Here is a 20,231-nt window from a genome sequence, read left to right as displayed (position 1 = left end):
CAGATTCTCGGGATAACACCGCCGTGGCGTTCGGTCGCAGTCACAGGACGCCGCCGCTGTGCGAATCTCTTAGGACCTGACCGATTTATCAGAATCTGGAGGCTTCAAGATGTTGCGTAACGTTGCTCTGATGGCACTGCTCGGCCTGGCCAGCACACCGCTGTTCGCTGCCGAGTGCTCGGTGGATGTCGAATCGACCGACCAGATGACCTACAACACCCAGGCCATCTCCATCAGCAAGAGCTGCAAGACCTTCACCGTCAACCTCAAGCACACCGGCAGCCTGCCCAAGACCGCCATGGGCCACAACCTGGTGCTGAGCAAGACCGCCGACATGCCCGGCATCGCCACCGACGGCATTGGCGCCGGCCCCGACGCCGCCTACGTCAAGGCCGGTGACGAGCGCGTGATCGCCCACACCGGCCTGATCGGCGGCGGCGAAAGCACCTCGGTGACCTTCGATGTGAGCAAGCTGGCCGCTGGCGAGGATTACAGCTTCTTCTGCTCCTTCCCGGGTCACTACGCGCTGATGAAAGGCAGCGTGAAGCTGGTCGACTGATACCTCGACCTCTCAGCCCAGCGGCAGCACCGTCACCTGCACTTCAGGGTCGTGGCTGCCGCCCCCCAGGATGACCCCGCGCAACGGTGACACATCGGAAAAATCCCGGCCCCAGGCCAGGGTGATGTGCTCCAGCGCCGGACGCACGTTGTTGGTCGGATCGAAATCCACCCAGCCCTGACGCGGGCAGTACAACGACACCCAGGCATGCGAGGCGTCGGCCCCGATCAGGCGTGGCTGCCCGGGCGGCGGCTGGGTCAGCAGGTAGCCACTGACGTAACGCGCTGCCAGCCCCCGCGAGCGCAGGCAGGCGAGCATCAGGTGGGCGAAGTCCTGGCAGACCCCGCGCTTTTCCTCGAGCACCTGCAGCAGCGGCGTCGCCACCTGGGTCGCGCCCGCGTCGAAACTGAACTCCTCGAAGATCTTCTGCATCAGCGCCTGGCCCGCTTGCAGCAGCGGCCTGCCCGGCGTGAAGCAGTCATCGGCATAGTCGGCGAATACCTGCTTGAGCCGCACGTAGGGCGACTCGAAGCGATAGCGCGCGGCCTCCAGCAGGTCCGGCGCCAGCCGCGTGCCGGCATAGCTGAGCGCCGCGCAGGCGGCCTCCCAGGGCGGTGAATCGTCGAGATCGAGGGGCGGCCGCGCCAGCACTTCGATACGCAGGCGCGCGCTGACGCTGAGCGCCTCGTGCGGGCGCTCGAACACCAGGCGGGTCAGCGGATTGCCGAACACGTCCAGGCCATCGCGGCGCTGGCAGGGTTGCGGGTCGACGCGCAGCGCCTGCTCATGGCTGCGCTGCCAGGGGCACTGGCGCGGCCACAGGTGGGCCAGCTGCTGGGCCAGGGAGACCGGCGCCGAGTAACGGTAGTGGGTGTCGTGTAGCACCTGATACAGCGCACTGCTCATGAGGATTGCGTCCGCTGGCTGACATCGACGTGGGCGAAGAAGCGCAGCCCGAGGTGATCCGATACCGTCCCGGCCGCTTCGCTGATGGCCACCAGCAGGTCGGCCAGGCCCTCGAGCACCGCGCGGGTACTGCCGGGGCCGAACAGCGGATTCTCCAGGCTGGCCAGGCTGAAGGCGCTCAGCTGCTGTTCCAGGTAGGTCAGATAGCGCTCGGCCGGCAGCTCGAAGCGCTCGTCCAGCCGCGCCAGCGACGCCAGCAGGGTGCGCAGCTGGAACAGCACCGCATGCGGGTTCTGCTCGTCGAGCAGGAGCAGGTCGAGCACCGGGATCAGCTGCGCCGACGCCAGGTAGCGGGTGCGATAGGTGATGCTGCTGTTGCCCAGTTCCAGCAGCCACTCCAGCGCCGACTGGTCGGTAGCCGCGCCGCTGCGCAGGAAACCGGCGAAGCTGTCGCAGAGAAACTGCAGGCGTTCGATGTAGCGGCCGAGCATGAGAAAGCGCCAGCCGTCGTCACGGGTCATGTCATCCAGGGCGAAGCCGGACAACGCCGCCAGGGACATCAGCAGGCGATTGAGAAAGTCCAGCAACTCGCCGAAATCGGCAGGCTGGGCCTCGAGCAACTGAGCCTCCCCCTGCAACTCCACCAGCGCCTGCCAGTTGGCCTGGGACAGCTTGCCGCGCACGCTGCCCGCCGCCCATTGCAGGCGCTGCAGGTTGGCCCGCAGGCTGGCCGGCCAGTCGCTGCCAAGCAGGGCCTGCAACAGGCGCGGCTCCAGCGCGCCCTCCTCGGCCGGTGCCAGCAGGCCCAGTTCCTCGGCCAGCGCCAGCGCACTCTGCAGGGCCTGCGGGTCATCGTCGTCGTCGACATAGCGCGCCAGCATGATGCGCAGCAGGCGGGCGCTGTCCTCGCAGCGCTCGGCATAACGGCCGAACCAGTACAGGTTCTCCACCACCCGCGAGGGCAGGAAGGGGTCACTGCGCACCAGGTCGGCGGTGCCCAGGGTGCGCTGCGTCTGCCACGGCTCGCCACCGCTCTGCCGCGTACCGAGCACCCAGGTGTCCTTGCTGGCCCCGCCGCGCTGCATCGACACCACCTCGGCGTCGGCCTCAGCGGCCACACGCGTCAGGCCGCCGGGCATCACCCGGTAACCGTCGGCGCTGGCCACGGCGTACACACGCATGCCGATGGCACGCGGCTGCAGGCCGGTGCCATCCCATACCGGCGCCTGCGACAGCTTGGCCCGTGCCTGCGCCACGTAGGCATAGGGGCGCAGCTTGAGGCGCGCCGCCAGCTTGGCGCGCTGCGCCTCGTTCAGGTCGCGGCCGAACACCGGGGTGAAGCTCTGCGAGGGGAACGCCGGACGCACCAGCAGTTCGTCGAGCTTTTCCAGCGCCTCCTCCAGCACCGGCGGCTCGCCGCACCACCAACTGGCGATGGATGGCAGCAGCAACTCCTCGCCCAGCAGATGCTCGCTGATCGCCGGCAGGAAGCCGGGCAGACCAGGTGACTCCAGCACGCCGCTGCCGAGGGCATTGGCCACCAGCACGCGGCCACGGCGCACCGCTTCGAGCAGGCCCGGCACGCCGAGGGCGGAATCGGTGCGCAGCTCCAGCGGGTCGCAGTAATCGTCGTCGAGGCGGCGCAGCACGGCGTGCACGCGGCGCAGGCCTGCCAGGGTCTTGAGATAGAGCGTGGCATCCCGCACGGTCAGGTCGCTGCCTTCGACCAGCGGATAGCCCAGCTGGCGCGCCAGGTACAGGTGCTCGAAATAGCTTTCGTTGAAACGCCCCGGCGTCAGCAGCACCACCAGCGGGGTCTCGCCGCCGCTCGGCGCCTGGCGGGCCAGGGTGTCCTGCAGAGTCCGGAAGAAACCGGCCAGGTACTGCACGCGCAGGTCACGGTACAACTCGGGAAAGGCCCGCGAGACGATCTGCCGGTTCTCCAGCGCGTAGCCGGCACCGGAGGGCGCCTGGGTGCGATCGGCCGTCACCCACCAGCGGCCGTCCGGCGCACGGGCCAGGTCCACCGCGTACAGGTGCAGCCAGGTGCCCCCCGGCGCCTGCACGCCCTGACAGGGCCAGAGAAAGTTGTTGTGACCGAACACCAGCTCCGTTGGCAGCAGGCCTTCGGCAATCAGCTTCTGCGGCCCGTAGAGATCGGCCACGACGCGATTGAGCAGGGTCGCGCGCTGGGCCACGCCGGCGGCGATCTGCTGCCACTCGTCGGCCGGGATCAGGTTCGGCAGCAGGTCCAGCTCCCAGGGCCGGTCGGCCCCGTCGGGATCGGCGTAGACGTTGTAGGTGACGCCGTTCTCCTGAATCTGCCGGGCCAGCATGGCCTCGCGCTGGGCCAGTTGCTCCGGGCGGCTGCGCTCGAGTTGCTCGAACAGGCGGCGCCAGTGCGGGCGCACCTTGCCCTTGGCGTCGAGCAGTTCGTGGTACCCCCCGGCAGGAGGCGGATAATCGGCTAGCAGGTCGGGCATGGCAGGCTCGGCAGTGACAAGGCAGCGTGACGCAAATTGACGGCTGCATCCGTGGCAGGCGCTTCAGCAGCGACGGTTCGCGGCCAAGGCCCCTGCCACAGACGGGATTGGCGTCAGACGCGACGCAGATCCAGGGTCATCGGTAGTTCATTATTGTCCATCGGTTGCAGCACGGGGCGCTTGCCCGGGCTGTGGCCGAGGCGGAAGAAGCGCGCCAGACGCCGGCTTTCCGCCTCGTAGGCGTTGACCGGCAGGCTGTCGTAGTTGCGCCCGCCCGGATGCGCCACATGGTACTGGCAACCGCCCAGCGAGCGCTGCATCCAGGTGTCGATCAGGTCGAACACCAGTGGGGCATGCACGCCGATGGTCGGCTGCAGGCAACTGGCCGGCTGCCAGGCCCGGAAACGCACGCCGCCGACGAACTCACCGACCTTGCCGGTGGGCCGCAGCGGCACCGGCACGCCGTTGCAGGTCAGCAGGTAACGGTCCGGCGCCATGCCGGCGAGCTTCACCTGCATGCGTTCCAGTGACGAGTCGACGTAACGCACCGTACCGCCGATGGCGCCCTCCTCACCCAGCACATGCCAGGGCTCCAGCGCCTGGCGCAGCTCCAGGTCGATGCCCTTGACGGCGAAATCGCCGGCCTTGGGAAAGCGGAACTCCAGGTGCGGAGCGAACCATTCGCTGCGCAGTCGATAGCCGAAGCTGCCCAGTTCCTGCAGCACGTCGGCGAAATCCTGCTCGACGAAATGCGGCAGCAGGAAGCGGTCATGCAGCTCGGTTCCCCAGCGCACCAGCTTGGCCGGGCGATAGGGCTCCTGCCAGAAACGTGCGATCAGCGCGCGCAGCAGCAACTGCTGGGCCAGGCTCATCTGCGCATGCGGCGGCATCTCGAAGGCACGCAGTTCGAGCAGGCCGAGTCGCCCGCTGGCGGAGTCCGGCGAGTACAGCTTGTCGATGCAGAATTCGGCGCGGTGGGTGTTGCCGGTCACGTCCACCAGCAGGTTGCGCAACAACCGGTCGACCAGCCACGGCGGGGCATCGCGTCCCGGCTCGGGCATCTGCGCGAAGGCGATCTCCAGTTCGTACAGGGCATCGTTGCGCGCCTCGTCCACCCGTGGCGCCTGCGAGGTCGGGCCGATGAACAGGCCGCTGAACAGGTAGGACAACGACGGGTGATTGTGCCAGTAGCTGATCAGGCTGCGCAGCAGGTCGGGACGCCGCAGGAAGGGCGAGTCGCCCGGCGTCGCCCCGCCGAGGACGAAGTGGTTGCCGCCGCCGGTGCCGGTGTGACGGCCATCGATCATGAACTTCTCGCTGGACAGCCTCGACTGCCGCGCCGCCTCGTAGAGAAACTCGCAGCGCTCGACCAGCTCGTCCCAGCTGGCCGCCGGATGGATATTCACCTCGATCACCCCCGGATCGGGGGTCACGCGGAAGTACTGCAGGCGCGGGTCGAGCGGTGGCTCGTAGCCTTCCAGCAGCACCGGGCAGTCGAGCTCGGCCGCCACCGCCTCGATGGCCGCGACCAGCTCGAGGTAGTCCTCGAGATGGCTCAGCGGCGGCATGAACAGATACAGCCGCCCCTCGCGTGGCTCGGCGCACAGAGCCGTGCGCACGATGCCGGCGGCCGACTGACCGCTGGCCGGGCGCGCACTCTGCGGGCCGCTGCCAGCAGCGACACTGGCGCCACGCCAGACCCCGCGCAACTGGCGCTGGATCTGCGCCGCGGCGGGCAGCGGCGGCTGCGCCTGGCTCGGGTCGACCGGGTTGATGTAGGGGTAATCGGCCTGGCTGACCCAGGGCAGCGAGTCCAGCGGCAGGCGGTAGCCCAGCGGCGAGTCGCCCGGCAGCAGGCGGCAGTGCTCGTCGCGCAGGAACCAGCGCCCGCTCTGCCAGCCCTCGCCGACCACCTGGCGCGCCAGTGGCAGGACATGGCCGACCACCGCGTCGAGCCCCTGGTCGAACACCTTGCGCAGGCGTTCGCGCTCCAGCGGATCGCTCAGGCGCGGATCGTCCGGCGTGACGTTGTCCGGCAGCTTGCGCTCGCGCCACAGGTAGTAGAACCAGTCCTCGAAGGCCGGAAAGACGTTGTCAGCCTCCACCTGCAGATGGGCGGCCAGGCTGGCCAGGAAGCGCTCGGCGGTCTCGGCCGTGGCGCCATAGCCGCGCTTCTCGTCGGCCAGCAGCCTGGGGTCGTGCCACAGGGGCTGGCCATCACGACGCCAGAAGCAGTTCAGCGACCAGCGCGGCAGCTGCTCGCCCGGGTACCACTTGCCCTGGCCGAAATGCACCAGCGCATTGGCCGCATAGTGATCACGCAGGCGGTAGAACAGGTCGGCAGCCAGGCGCCGCTTGTTCGGGCCCAGCGCAGCGGTGTTCCACTCGTCGTCGTCCGGGTAGTCGAGCGCGACGAAGGTCGGCTCGCCGCCCATGGTCAGGCGCACGTCATGCGCCTGCAGGTCATCGTCGATCTGCCGCCCCAGCGCCTGGATCGCCTGCCACTGCGCTTCGCTGTAGGGCTTGGTGACGCGTGGCGCCTCCCACACCCGTTCGACGCTCATCAGGTGCTCGAACTCCACCTCGCACTCGTCCAGCCCGCCGCTGATCGGCGCCGCCGACGACGGTTCCGGGCTGCAGGCCAGCGGAATGTGCCCCTCGCCCGCGAACAGGCCACTGGTGGGATCGAGACCGATCCAGCCGGCGCCGGGCAGGTAGACCTCGCACCAGGCGTGCAGGTCGGTGAAGTCCTCGTCGGTGCCGGAAGGACCATCAAGGGATTTGACGTCGGCCGTGAGCTGGATCAGGTAACCGGACACGAAGCGCGCCGCCAGGCCGAGGTGGCGCAGCAACTGCACCAGCAGCCAGGCCGAGTCACGGCACGAGCCGGCGGCCAGCTGCAACGACTCTTCCGGCGTCTGCACGCCCGGTTCCATGCGGATCAGGTAGCGGATGTCGGCGGACAGTCGCTGGTTCAGCTCAACCAGGAAATCGACGCTGGGTGTCGGGCTGCGCTCGATCCCGGCCAGGTACTTGGCGAATAGCGGCGTGGCCGGCAGCTTGACCAGATAGGGCGCCAGCTCGCGCTGCTCGCCCTCGGTGTAGGCGAAGGGAATGCGCTCGGCGTAGGGCTCGAGAAAGAAGTCGAAGGGGTTGAACACCGCCATCTCGGCGACCAGGTCCACCTCGACCTTGAATTCACGGGTCTTCTCGGGGAAGACCAGGCGCGCCAGGTAGTTGCCCTGCGGGTCCTGCTGCCAGTTGACGAAGTGCTCGCCCGGCTCGACCTTCAGCGCATAGGAGAGGATGCGCGTGCGGCTGTGCGGTGCCGGGCGCAGACGCACCACCTGCGGACCAAGGTTCACCGCACGGTCGTAGCGGTAGTGGGTGACGTGATGCAGCGCGACATGAATCGACACGGCGGCCTCCTGCTAGCCTGGACGATGAGCTGTGCAGCGCAAGACTTATGCCACAGACCGTGCGTCGCTGCCCACCGCGTCTGCCGCCGAATGCACGCACCACAACGGAGCCTGGCACGCACCAGCCCCCTGCGCACGCACCAGTTCGACTCACGCCGCGCTCAATTTGCTTCACTGCACTTCTGTCTTAGACTGCGACGACTTCATGCAAGGACGTATGCCATGCCCCTCCGCTCCAGTCGCCTGTTCCCCGTTGGCCTGCTGGTTCTGACCCTAAGCCCGCTGTTGCAGGCGCAGGACCCGTTGCTCGAAGCCCTCGAGCGTGCCGAACCCACGGGCGCCGAACGCCAGGTACGCGGCGTACTGCGGGCACGCGACCAGGCCGTGCTCTCCAGCGAATTGCCGGGGCGCATCGTCGAGATGCCGTTCGCCGACGGCGAGGCCTTCGCCAAGGGCGATGTACTGGTGCGTTTCGATTGCAGCGCCTACCAGGCCCAGCTCAACGCCGCGCAGGCCGCCGCACGTGCCACCCGCGAGGAACTGAGCCACAAGAAGCAACTGGCGGCGCTGAACTCGGTGGGGCGCTTCGAGGTGGCGCTGGCCGAGGCGCGCCAGGCGCAGGCGCAAGCCGAGGCCCAGGTGTATCAGGTGCAGGTCAAGCGCTGCAGCGTCAGCGCCCCATTCGCCGGGCGCGTGGTGCAGCGCCGCGCCCAGCCCCACGAAAGCGTCGCAAACGGTGCGCCGCTGCTGGATGTGGTCGACAACGGCACCCTGGAAATCTATCTGCTGATACCGTCCAGCTGGCTGAGCAGGGTCCAGCCCGGGCAACGCTTCGCCTTCACCCCGGATGAAACCGGCGAGCCACTCGAGGCCAGGGTGAAACGCCTGGGTGCACGCATCGACGAGGGCAGCCAGACCCTGCTGCTGATCGGCAGCCTGCCCGAGAAGGCGGACGGGCTGCTCTCCGGCATGAGCGGCAGCGCGCGCTTCACGGAGGCGCCATGACCGCCCAGGCGCCTGGGCCAGCCGAACAGGTATTCGCCCGCTTCCTGGCCCTGCAGCACCAGGCCCGGGCCGCGGCGGACATCGACAGCCTGGCCTATGCGCTGGTCAACGACGCACAGGCACTGTTCGGCTTTCGTCATGCGGCCTTGCTGATCGCTGGCCGGGTGCGCGCACTCACCGCGATCAGTGTCGTCGAAGCGCATTCTCCCTTCGTCGCCTTCGTCGAAGAGGCCACGCGCCAGCTGCTTGCCCAGGGCCGCTCCAGCCAGGCCCAGGTGGTGACCGCCGACTCGCTCAGCGAGCAGACGCGTGGCGACTGGCAGGCGCTCTCCGCAGGCTCGGTGTTCTGGCTGCCCCTGCTCGACCGCAAGCAGGCGCTTTTCGGCGGCTTGTGGATCGCCCGTGAACAGCCGTGGAGCGCGGCCGAACAGGCACTGCTGCTGCAACTGGGTGACTGCTACGCCCATGCCTGGCTCGCCCTGCAACCGCACAAGCCGTGGCGCCTGCGCTGGCCACGCCGCCGCATCATCGCCGTGGCGACGGTGGCATTGCTCCTGCTGCTGCTGCCGATTCGCCAGTCGGTTCTGGCTCCCGCCGAAGTGGTGCCACTCGACGGCCAGGTCATCGCCGCGCCCTTGGACGGCGTGATCGCGACGTTCCAGGTCAAGCCCAACCAGGCGGTCAACAAGGGCGAGGTGCTGGTGCGCTTCGACGCCACCTCCATCCGCGCCCAGGCCGATGTCGCCGAGCGCAGCCTGCAGGTGGCCGAAGCCGAGCTCAAGGCCAACAGCCAGCGCGCCTTCAGCGATGCCGAGTCCAGCGCGCGCATCGACCTGCTCGCCGCGCGCGCGGCGCAGAAACGTGCCGAGCGCGACTATGCCCGCGAGCTGCTGGCGCGCACCGAGGTCAGAGCCGAGCGCGACGGCATTGCCGTGTTCGCCGATGCCCAGCGCTGGGTCGGCAAGCCGGTACAGACGGGCGAGCGCCTGATGGAGATCGCAGACCCCAGGCGCGCCGAGCTGCGCATCGACCTCGCCGTGGCCGACGCGCTGAACTTCCAGCCCGGCGCGGAGGTCGGCCTGTTCCTCGACAGCGACCCGCTGCATCGCCACGACGCCCAGCTGCAACGCCTGGCATACGAGGCGCAGCCACTGAGCAACGGCCAGCTGGCCTACCGCCTGGACGCCGGTTTCGTCGCGGCGCCACCGCGCATCGGCCTGCGTGGCACCGCCAAGCTCTACGGCGACCGCGTGCCGCTGGCGCTATTCCTGCTGCGCCGCCCGCTGGCAGCGCTGCGCCAGACACTGGGGCTGTGAATGCGCCTGCCAAGCCTGCGTGCCGACCTGCAGCTTTCCAGCTCGGCCCCCGCGCTGGACGGCGCCCCGCAATGGACGCTGGCCGACCCGCTGCGCGGGCGCTACTTCAAGATTGGTGCCGAGGCCATGCGCCTGCTGCGGCACTGGCAGCTGGGCGATCCCGCGCAGGTGCTGCAGGCGGCGAACAATGAACCCGGCCAGGCGCTGGCGGGCGCCGACCTGGAAAGCATGCTGCGCTTCCTCAGTACCCACGACCTGATCACGGCAGCGGATGCGCAACAGCGCAGCAGCTACGCGAGCAAGGCGGCGCAACAGCGCCAGGGCCTGTGGAAAGGCCTGCTGCACCAGTACCTGTTCTTTCGCATCCCGCTGTGGCGCCCCAACGCCTTTCTCGACCGCACCTGGCCTGCGCTGGAACGCCATGGCCCCCCGCTGCTGCGCCGTGGCCTGCCCATCCTGCTGCTGCTCGGCCTGTTTCTCGTTGCACGCGACTGGGACCGCTTCATCTCCAGCTTCCCGCACCTGTTCAGCCTGGGTGGCGCCATCGCCTTCGGCTGTGCCCTGGCCTTCGCCAAGCTGTGCCATGAGTTCGGTCACGCCTACATGGCCAAGCGCGCGGGCTGTCGGGTACAGAGCATGGGGCTGGCGTTCATGGTGCTGCTGCCCATGTTCTATACCGATGTCAGCGATGCCTGGCGTGTCAACGATCGCCGCTCCCGCCTGCTGATCGGCGCCGGTGGCGTGCTCGCCGAACTTCTGCTGGCCTGCCTCGCCCTGCTGGCCTGGTCCCTGCTGCCGGACGGCCCCCTGCGCACCGCTACCTTCATGCTGGCCAGCGCCACCTGGATCACCACCCTGCTGATCAACCTCAATCCCTTCATGCGCTTCGACGGCTACTTCCTGCTCAGCGACCTGTGGGGCGTCGACAACCTCCAGCAACGGGCCTTCGCCCTCTGTCGCTGGCGCCTGCGTGAAGCCCTGTTCGGCTACGCGGAGCCCGCCCCCGAACGCTGGACGGCGACGATGCGCAGACGCCTGCTGATCTGGGGCTATGGCTCCTGGCTATGGCGCGCCGCCCTGTTTCTCGGCATTGCCCTGGCCGTCTACCACATGTTCTTCAAGCTGCTGGGCATCGTCCTGATGCTGGTGGAGCTGCTCTGGTTCATCGGCCTGCCGATCTGGCGCGAATGGCAGGAATGGTGGCGGCGGCGCGATCAGGCCGCCCCGGGCAAGACCCTGCTCACGGCTGCCGGGCTGCTGATGCTGTCGGCCCTGCTGGTGCTGCCATGGCGTACCGCCGTCGACGTGCCGAGCGTGCTCGAGGCCGCCAGCAGCACAGCTCTCTATCCCCCGTTGTCCGCACGCCTGAAGCAGCTGCATGTCCGCGACGGCCAGGCGGTGCAGCAAGGTGAACTGCTGCTGGAGCTGGAGTCTCCGGACCTCGAATCGCGCCAGGCCATCGTGCGCCAGGAAATCCAGATACTGCAGCTGCAGCTGCGTCGTCAGGCCGGTCGCAGCGAGACGGTGGGCGACGCTGCCGTGCTCGAACAGCGCCTGGCGACATCGGTCGCCGAGTACCGTGGTCTGGATGCGCAACGCGAACGCCTGCAGCTGCGCGCGCCGGAAAGCGGCGTGGTGCGGGACCTGCAACCGAACCTGGCGCCAGGCCGCTGGCTCAAGCCAGGCGACCCGCTGCTGCGCGTCGTGGCCCCCGGCGTCCGCCTGCGCGGCTACCTGGCCGAAGACGGGCTCTGGCGTGTGCAGCCAGGCAGCGAAGGACGCTTCATCGCCGACGACCCGGCGCGCGCCGCGCTGGCGGTCCGCCTCGATGACGTGGACGACACCGGCGTCGCCTATCTGCAGCTGGAGGCACTCGCCTCCGACCACCACGGCCCCATCGCCGTACGCCGCGACGCCCAGCACCGGGCTGCCCCCTTGCAGGCGCAGTACGGCGCCCGCCTCAGCCTGCTGGAGGCGGCGGACGAACCCTCGCTGCCGGTGCGTGGCGTCGTCGTCCTCGAAGGGACGGGGCAGTCCATACTCGGCGCCACCTGGCGCCGCCTGGCCGCACTGGGCGTTCGCGAAAGCGGCTTCTGACGCCAGCGGTTGCGCCACTCCCCCCAAGGCGCGTCTGCAGCAGTCGAGCGCCTGCAGAAAGAACCTGCCGCCCGTAAGGAAATAGTGGCAAGTCCCTATCACCGTTCTATATTCAAGGGGCGCACATGCAGTGCGCCCGACAAGCCAACGACTGCGCCTGTTTCGTTCACGAACAAGGTGCGCAAGGAAGCTCCACACCGTGTCCACATCTGACGTGCATCTGCGCCCCATCACGGCAACCGACCTGAGGTTTCTGCTCGAGCTGTACGCCAGCACCCGCGCGCAGGAGCTCGACCCGCTGCCCTGGAGCCAGGCCGAGAAAGCGGCATTCCTGCAGCAACAGTTCGATGCCCAGCACCGCCACTACCAGGCCCACTATCGGGGCGCCGAGTTCTCGCTGATCCTTCAGGACGAGCACCCCATCGGCCGTCTCTACCTGTTTCGCGGGCCCGGCACCCACAATCTGATGGACCTGTCCTTGCTGCCGGCCTGGCGTGGCCGGGGCATCGGCCGCGCCCTCCTCGCCGGCCTGGTCGATGAGGCCGACAGGCTGGGGAAAGCGATTCGCCTCTACGTCGAGTCCGACAACCCTGCCCGACGCCTGTATGAACATTTCGGTTTCATCGTGACCGGCCAGCACCCGATCTATCTGGAGATGCACCGCACCGCCGCACGGAGTCTGAGCGCATGAACGACGTCCCCAGCCAGGCAGACCTGCAACAGGCCCTGGGCCAGACCTGGCGCCTCAGCTGGGAAGGACATCCCGGTGTCGATGTGCAACTGGTCGAAGTGAGCCAGGGCAAGGCCATGAACCCGCGCCATCAGTGCTACGACGCCATCTTTCGACAGCCCGCCGGGGTCGACCTGCCGCAATTCAGCTATACCTTGCACAGCCCGGGCGAGGCGTCATGGTGGGTCATGCTCACCCCGATCGGCCCGGACGACGACGGGGCCCGCCTGTTGCAGGCCGTTTTCCATACACGGACATCCGCGCCACGGACCTGAGCCATCACGACAACCCGTCGGTCACACCGGCGTCACACAGCAGGGAGCAACAACATGGAACCGTTCCTCGGCGAAATCAAAATGGTCGGCTTCAACTTCGCACCGCGTGGCTATGCGATGTGTCAGGGCCAGCTGATGCCCATCGCACAGAACACTGCCCTTTTCTCACTGCTCGGCACGCTGTATGGCGGCAATGGCCAGACCACCTTCGGCCTGCCCGACTACCGTGGGCGCAGCCCGGTAGGGATGGGGCACGGGCCAGGCCTGGACGTGATTGTCCAGGGCGAGATGGCCGGCCGCGAAAATGTCACCCTGACCACCGCAGAGCTGCCGATGCACGCGCCCGTCGCGCATTTCACCGGCCAGGCCAGCAACGGCGCCCTGACCATCAGTGCCGCCGTGGCCACCAATCCGACCGCCGCGATGGTGCCACCCACGGCAGGCAACACCACCTACCTCTCCGCCACGACCGCGAAAGCCGGTCCTGCCAGTGTGGTGTTCGCGGGTCTGTTCACCGATACTCCACCCGACTCGACGAAGGCCAACCTCGGCGGGCTCAGCGGGCAGGCAAGCATCACACCGCAGGGAACGGTCACCATCTCGCCCGTCGGTGGCAGCCAGTCGTTCGGTATCCGCAATCCCTTCCTCGGCACCAACTTCGTGATCGCGACCGAAGGGGTCTTCCCGTCGCGAGGCTGAGTCGAGCAAGCACCTGAAGGTCGGCTCGCCCAGGCGGGCCGCCACTTACGTAAAGCAACGCCGGGAGCAGATGATGAAACGCAGATCCACCGTCACAGCGACACCCCAGGCCCCGGCGGGCCCTGCCTGGCTACTGGCCCTCGAACCGCGCATGATGTTCGACGGGGCGGTTGCCGCCACGGTTGCCGATACGGTCCAGGCCGACCCCACGCCCCAGGCGGACAGTGCCAGCGACAGCCAGGTCGATGACAGTGCCGCTGCCGCGCCAGCCGCCAGCAGCGATCAGCGCCAGGAGATCGTCTTCATCGACGGCAACGTGCAGGACTCTGCACAACTCATCGCCGGCGTCAGCGAAGGTACCGAGGTCGTCGTACTGGATGGCAGCCAGGATGGGCTCCAGCAGATTGCCGACTATCTGAACGGGCGCTCCGGCATCGATGCGATCCATATCGTCAGCCATGGTTTGTCAGGACAGATCACGCTGGGCAGCCTGACCCTGGATGCCAGCAACCTGCAAGATCACACCACAGCGCTGGAGGCCATCGGCAGCAAACTGGGTGGGGATGGCGACATCCTGCTCTATGGCTGCGATATCGCCCTAGGCGACAAGGGCCAGTCCTTCATCAGCCAGATTGCCGCCCTCACCCAGGCCGACGTTGCAGCATCCACCGACGCGACCGGCAGCAGCATCAACGCCAGGAACTGGGTGCTGGAGACCTCGATCGGCACCATAGAGGCCGGCATGCCGTTCTCGCTTGCCGCCCAGAACGCGTTTACCGGCCAGTTGTTTTCCGGAACGCTGAATTTTTCCGGTACCGACACGATCCTGGGTACTCCGGTGACCGACGGCCAAGCCCAGTCGAGCGACATTCCTGGCGTGACGATAGAGATCTTTTCCGCCGACTCCGGCAACTCCAATAACGGCGCGGCGTGGAAGTACTACAGCGATCTGTTCACGGATGGGGCCGGCAGCCAGGACGAAGGTATCGTCGACGATTCCGGGAATGGCTCGCCCATCGTCGTGATTCGCAGCCAGGACGGGAGCGAGTTCTCGTTCACCGGAATCAAGATCGTCGACTACCTTGGCGCGCACTCTCAAATCAAGTTCGAAGCCTTCCAGAACGGTGTCTCCAGAGGCAGCGTCACACTCGCGACCGACGGCGACTACATCTCGGACTTCACCCAGGGCAATGGGCTGACGGCATCGATATTCCAGTACGCAGACGAAATCCGTATCACGGATCCAAATGGTCAACCTCTGTATATCGGCATCGACAATGTGGGTTTCGCGGATGCGGTCGCCCCCAACGCAGCGCCCACCGTCAGCAACCTCAACGGCGACAGCGTGGCCTGGGGCGGCGCAGGCAATACCGTCGGCCTCGACGTGGGCAGCAATGCCAGCCTGGCCGATGCCGAGCTGGATGCGCTGAACGGCGGCAATGGCGACTGGTCCGGCGCCAGCCTGGTGATCCAGCGCAGCGGCACGGCGATAGGCAGCGACGTGCTGGGCTTCGACACCAGCGGCGGCCTGTTCACCGTCAGTGGCAGCAACCTGCAGTCGGGCGGGCTGACCTTCGCCACCTTCACCAACAGCGGTGGCGTGCTGACCATCACCTTCACCAGCAGTGGCACCACGGCCACCTCAGCACTGGTCAACGACGTGGCGCAGCGCATCACCTACCGCAGCGACACGCCCGCCGGCGACGCCACCGTGGCGGTCACGGTGAACGATGGCGCTGGCGGCAGCGCCAGTGCCAATGTCACGGTGACCAGCGACACCATCTACGTCACCAATGCCACGGATACCGCGACCATCGACCGCAGCAATGGCGTGAGCTTCAGCGAGGCGGTGGCCATCGCCGCCGCCGACAGCACCGGCAGCCAGACCATCGTCTTCGCCAGCAGCCTGGCCGGGCAGACGCTCAACCTCAATGCCGTGTCGCTCAACGAGAGCCTGACCTTCGACATGGATCAGGCCAGCGGCCTGGTCCTGACTGGCGGTACCCTCAGCCTGGCCGGCGGCACCACCCAGACCTTCACCAACGGCAGTGGCGATACGGCGACCATCTCCAGCGTGGTCGCCGGCATCGGCAGCCTGAACAAGAGCGGTAGCGGCAGCCTGACCCTGACGGCCAACAACACCAGCACGGGCAGCAGCACCGTGTTCGCCGGCACGCTGATCGTGGACGGCAACACCAGCAGCACGACCACCGTGGCAAGCGGTGCCACGCTGGCCGGCAGTGGCTCGCTGGGGGGCAACGTCACCGTGCAGAGCGGCGGCACCCTGTCCCCCGGCAATGGCGGTGCAGGCAGCCTCAACATCAACGGCAACCTGAGCCTGGCCGCAGGCAGCACCCTGGCCCTGGACATCAACGGCACGACGGCGGGTAGCGGCTATGACCGGGTGCTGGTCAATGGCTCGGCCAATCTCTCCGGCGCGACCCTGGCCGTCACTCATGGCTACACGGCTGGCAGTGGCGACCGCTACACGGTGATCGTCAACGACGGTGGCGATGCGATTACCGGTACCTTCACCGGCATCAGCGAGGGCGGCACGATCACGGCGGGCGGCAACGGCACCGAACTGACCACCAGCTACGCCGGCGGCACCGGCAATGACCTGACCCTGACCGCACCTGCCGCACCGGTGGTCACCAACATCACCTCCAGCACGGCCAACGGCACCTACAAGATCGGCGACGTCATCACCGTGACCGTACAGTTCGACACCTCGGTCAACGTGACCGGCACGCCGACCCTGACCCTGGAAACCGGTGCCACTGATCGCATACTCAACTACGTGTCCGGTTCAGGCACCGACACCCTGAGCTTCAGCTACACCGTACAGGCCGGAGACATCTCCGCCGACCTTGATTACGCCTCCACCTCGGCCCTCAGCCTCAACGGTGGCACCATTCAGGACGGCACCAGCCAGTCGGCCATCCTCACCCTGCCGCCCCCTGGCGCCGCAGGTTCCCTGGGCGCGAACAAGGCCCTGGTGGTCGATGGCGTGCGCCCTGCGGCGAGCAGCATCACCCTCAGCGACACGGCCCTGCGGATCGGCGAGACGGCGACCGTCACCGTGACGTTCAATGAGGCAGTCACCAATTTGACCATTGCCGACTTCAGCGTGGCCAACGGCGCGCTGAGTGGCCTCAGCAGCAGTGACGGCGGGATCACCTGGACCGCCACATTCACCCCCGGCAGCAACGTCAGCGATGCCTCCAACCTCATCACCCTGGACAACACCGGAGTGAACGACCTGGCAGGCAACAGCGGCAGTGGCAGCACCGACTCGGGCAACTACGCCATCGACACCCAGCGCCCGAGTGCCACCGTGGTGGTGGCTGACAGCACGCTCAAGGCCGGCCAGAGCACCACCGTCACCATTACCTTCAACGAGGCGGTCAGCGGTTTGACCACGGCGGACTTCAGCGTCGCCAACGGCGCGCTGAGCAACCTCGGCAGCGTCGACGGCGGGATCACCTGGACCGCCACCCTGACACCGAGCGCCAACGTCACCGCCGCCGGCAACCTCATCACTCTGGACAACACCGGCTACACCGATGCGGCCGGCAACACCGGCTCCGGCAGCACCGACTCGAACAGCTACAGCATCGATACCCAGCGCCCGAGCGCCACTGTGGTGGTGGCCGACAGCACGCTCAAGGCCGGCCAGAGCACTACCGTCACCATCACCTTCAGCGAAGCGGTGAGCGGCCTGACCACGGCGGACTTCAGCGTGGCCAACGGCGCGCTGAGCAACCTCGCCAGCAGCGACGGCGGTATCACCTGGACCGCCACCCTGACCCCCAATGCCAACGTCACCGACACCAGCAACGTCATCACCCTGGACAACACCGGCTACACCGACGCGGCTGGCAACACCGGCACCAGTACCACCGACTCCAACAACTACGCCATCGACAGCAAGGCGCCGGCCGTCACCAGCGTCGGCGTGCCCGCCAACGGCACCTACCTGGCCGGCGACAACCTCGACTTCACGGTGAATTTCGACGAGGCCGTGACCGTCGACACCAGTGGCGGTACACCGCGCCTGGCGATCACGCTGGATGACGGCGGCGTCGTCTACGCCAGCTACCTCAGCGGTTCGGGCAGCAGCGCACTGGTGTTCCGCCTGACCGTCGCCAACGGCCAGCAGGACACCGACGGCATCACCGTTGCCGGCGGCCTGGACGCCAACGGTGCGACCCTGCGCGATGGCGCCGGCAACGATGCACAGACGGCACTGAACAGCGTGGGCTCTACCAGCGGCGTGCTGGTGGACGCCGCCGCACCGGAAGTCACCGGCATCGCTCTCGACGGCAGCTCACCGACCACCAGCGACACCCTCGGCTTCACGGTCAGCTTCAACGAGGCGGTCAGCGGCGTCGATCTGGGCGACTTCGCCTTGACCACCAGCGGCAGTGCCAGCGGCACCCTGCTGTCCCTGGTGCAAGTGGATGCCCGCACCTACCGCGTCACCGTCGGCGGTGTCAGCGGTCAGGGCACGCTCGGCTTGTCACTGGTGGCGGCAGGCAGCGGCATCGTCGACGGCATCGGCAACGCCCTGCAGAGCGGCTTCAGCAGCGCCGCTTACACACTGGGCGGGCTGACTACCGGCGACCCGGAATTCCGCGCCAACCCTGGCCCCAGCGCGCCGCCAGTGATGACGCCGACACCTCAACCCGACGTGCCCGTCGCACCGCCGCCGCCCACCACCTCGCCGCTGCTGCCGCCGCCGTTGTTCGAGCAACCGACGCTGGGCAGCGGCGTTCCCACTGTGGGCACCATCTTCCTCAACCCCAACGTCCTGGCTCCCAGCTTCATCGCGCAGGTCTTCGCCAGCAGCGACAGCGGTGCCGGCAATGGCAGCGGTATCGGCTTCCTCGGCTTCGGTGGCGGCGACGGAGGGGTGTTCGGCAGCAGCAGCCTCTCCGGCATCTTTACCAAGGATGTGCAGCAGGAGAGCCCACGGCTGGAGGTCTTCGATGGCAAGAAATGGGGGGCCGGGGGTGGCGGCTTCCTCTCGGCCCCGACGCTGGGCCAGCAATTGCAGGCGCTGAACGAAGGTGAGCAACGCCAGCACCAGGAACTGGCCCAGGCCCTGCAACAGATCGCAGCGGCCCAGGCACAGATCTGATCGACCGATAACAACGAGAAAGCAGTGAGTCGGAGCCGTGACAAGGGGGCGGCCCAAGGATGAAAAAGAGCCAAACACTAGGGGTAGTGAGCATGCTGGCGCTGGCCATCAGTGGCTGCGCGGTAACCAGCCAGCCCATCGAGCGCAGCGTCAGCGAGCAACGGGCGCAGAGCGACCTGCAGGCGATGTTCGCCGACCAGGAGCCGCTCAACGGCCCGCTGACCCTGCACGAGGCCATGGCGCGTGCGGTGAAGTACAACCTCGAGGCGCGCCTCAAGGTGATGGAAGAGGCCATGGCCCAGCGCCAGGTCGATCTCGCCACCTTCGACATGCTGCCGCGCATGGCGCTGTCGGCGGGTTATGCAGGGCGCAACAACGTCAGCGCGTCGAGCAGCCAGAGCATCGAAACCGGCACCCAGTCGCTCGAACCCTCCACCTCGCAGGATCGCGACCGCGGCGTGGCCGACCTGACCATGGTGTGGAACGTGCTCGACTTCGGTGTCAGCTACGTCAGCGCCAAGCAGCAGGGCGACCAGCGCCTGATCGTGCAGGAGCGTCGGCGCAAGGTGGTGCACACCATCATTCAGGACGTGCGCTCCGCCTACTGGCGCGCCGTCGCCGCCGATCGCCTGCTCAGCCAGATCGACAGCCTCATGACACGCGTGGCCGAGGCCCGGGACAACAGCCAGCGCCTGAGTGAACAGCGCATCGGCGACCCGATCCAGGCCCTGAGCTATCAGCGCGCCCTGATCGAGGCCACTCGCCAGCTGGAGGAACAACGCCGCGCCCTGTCACTGGCCAAGACCGAGCTGGCCACGCTGATCAACCTGCCCCTGGGCACCCAGGTCGAACTGGCGCCCGAGACCGGCTACCAGGTCCCGGAGCTGAAGGTGGAACTGGGTACGCTGGAACAGGAGGCCCTGGCCAGCCGCCCCGAACTGCGCGAGCAGGACTACCAGGCGCGCATCAGCGCCGCCGAGACACGCAAGGCCATGCTGCGCCTGCTACCGGGCCTGGAGTTCTCGGCCGGCGGCCACTACGACAGCAACTCGTTCCTGGTCAACCAGAGCTGGGCCGACTACGGCGTGAAGGTCACCTGGAACCTGTTCAACGTCCTCTCGGCACCGGCCGCCATCGATGTCGCCAAGGCGGGCCAGGAGGTCGCCGACGCCCGCCGCCAAGCCATGTCGATGGCGATTCTCGCCCAGCTGCACGTGGCCAACGCCAACTTCCGCGAAGCGCAGCGCCAATTCCGCACCAGCCAGCAGCTGGCCGGGCTGGACGGCCAGATCGTCGAGCAACTGCGCAACCGCTACAAGGCGCAGGGCATCGGTGAACTGGAGCTGATCCAGGGCGAACTGAACACGCTGCAGGCGGACCTGCGCCGCGACCTGGCCTACGCGGAGCTGCGCAACAGCTACGGCCAGCTGTTCGCCAGCGTCGGTCTCGACCCGCTGCCGGAGACCATCGCCGCCGACAGCGTCGAGGCCATCGCGGCCGCGCTCGCCAGCCGCGAAGCGCAGTGGCAGGCAGGCCAGCTGTAAGGCGCTCGGCCCGCGCCGTCGCGGCGCGCTGCAGTCCGCGCCAGGCTTCGGGCGG

12 protein-coding genes are annotated in these 20,231 nt (G+C 67.8%); 9 read left to right on the top strand and 3 right to left on the bottom strand.

The features are described 5' to 3' along the window. The first annotated feature begins 109 nt into the window (after positions 1-109). Positions 110-559, top strand: a complete 450-nt coding sequence (gene azu, locus FIV02_RS03325; RefSeq protein ID WP_037052448.1) for an azurin — start codon at positions 110-112, stop codon at positions 557-559. 12 nt (positions 560-571) lie between these two features. Here azu and FIV02_RS03320 read toward each other — a convergent pair whose 3' ends face one another. The 3 genes from FIV02_RS03320 to FIV02_RS03310 form a co-directional block, all read right to left on the bottom strand. Continuing rightward, entirely contained in the window at positions 572-1,465 is an 894-nt protein-coding gene (locus FIV02_RS03320; RefSeq protein WP_037052446.1) for a transglutaminase family protein, read from the bottom strand. Continuing rightward, complete coding sequence (locus FIV02_RS03315) at positions 1,462-3,948, bottom strand: circularly permuted type 2 ATP-grasp protein (RefSeq protein WP_037052442.1); 2,487 nt, start codon at positions 3,946-3,948, stop codon at positions 1,462-1,464. The genes FIV02_RS03320 and FIV02_RS03315 overlap by 4 nt, the downstream gene beginning before the upstream one ends. A gap of 113 nt (positions 3,949-4,061) precedes the next feature. Further along, on the bottom strand, positions 4,062-7,367 hold the full coding sequence (locus tag FIV02_RS03310) for a DUF2126 domain-containing protein (protein WP_152487786.1): 3,306 nt from the start codon (positions 7,365-7,367) through the stop codon (positions 4,062-4,064). A gap of 222 nt (positions 7,368-7,589) precedes the next feature. Between FIV02_RS03310 and FIV02_RS03305 the strand changes: the two genes are divergently transcribed. From FIV02_RS03305 to FIV02_RS03270, 8 genes are all read left to right on the top strand, one after another. Next, the gene (locus FIV02_RS03305; RefSeq protein ID WP_037052437.1) at positions 7,590-8,372 is read left to right on the top strand and encodes an efflux RND transporter periplasmic adaptor subunit; all 783 of its coding nucleotides are present in this window, start codon (positions 7,590-7,592) and stop codon (positions 8,370-8,372) included. Continuing rightward, positions 8,369-9,688, top strand: a complete 1,320-nt coding sequence (locus FIV02_RS03300; RefSeq protein WP_152487785.1) for an efflux RND transporter periplasmic adaptor subunit — start codon at positions 8,369-8,371, stop codon at positions 9,686-9,688. Before FIV02_RS03305 ends, FIV02_RS03300 begins: the two co-directional genes overlap by 4 nt. After that, entirely contained in the window at positions 9,689-11,785 is a 2,097-nt protein-coding gene (locus FIV02_RS03295; RefSeq protein ID WP_152487784.1) for a biotin/lipoyl-binding protein, read from the top strand. Positions 11,786-11,984: 199 nt separating this feature from the next. Next, positions 11,985-12,476: a GNAT family N-acetyltransferase gene (locus FIV02_RS03290; protein ID WP_152487783.1), complete on the top strand. Its 492-nt coding sequence runs from the start codon at positions 11,985-11,987 to the stop codon at positions 12,474-12,476. Beyond that, positions 12,473-12,790 (top strand): hypothetical protein, encoded by a 318-nt coding sequence (locus FIV02_RS03285; RefSeq protein WP_037052431.1) that lies wholly within the window; start codon positions 12,473-12,475, stop codon positions 12,788-12,790. The genes FIV02_RS03290 and FIV02_RS03285 overlap by 4 nt, the downstream gene beginning before the upstream one ends. Positions 12,791-12,844: 54 nt before the next feature. After that, entirely contained in the window at positions 12,845-13,489 is a 645-nt protein-coding gene (locus FIV02_RS03280; protein ID WP_152487782.1) for a phage tail protein, read from the top strand. Positions 13,490-13,562: 73 nt separating this feature from the next. Then, a complete protein-coding gene (locus tag FIV02_RS03275; RefSeq protein WP_256663060.1) occupies positions 13,563-18,632 on the top strand; it encodes an Ig-like domain-containing protein in 5,070 nt (1,689 codons plus the stop codon). Between the two features lie 59 nt (positions 18,633-18,691). Continuing rightward, positions 18,692-20,176, top strand: a complete 1,485-nt coding sequence (locus FIV02_RS03270; protein WP_037052422.1) for a TolC family protein — start codon at positions 18,692-18,694, stop codon at positions 20,174-20,176. The last annotated feature ends 55 nt before the right edge of the window (positions 20,177-20,231 follow it).

This window comes from Pseudomonas sp. THAF187a (genome assembly GCF_009363395.1).
Taxonomy (GTDB): Bacteria; Pseudomonadota; Gammaproteobacteria; order Pseudomonadales; family Pseudomonadaceae; genus Aquipseudomonas; species Aquipseudomonas khazarica.
The sequence above is the reverse complement of the archived record's forward strand: the minus strand, read 5'-3'. Positions and strand labels throughout refer to the sequence as shown.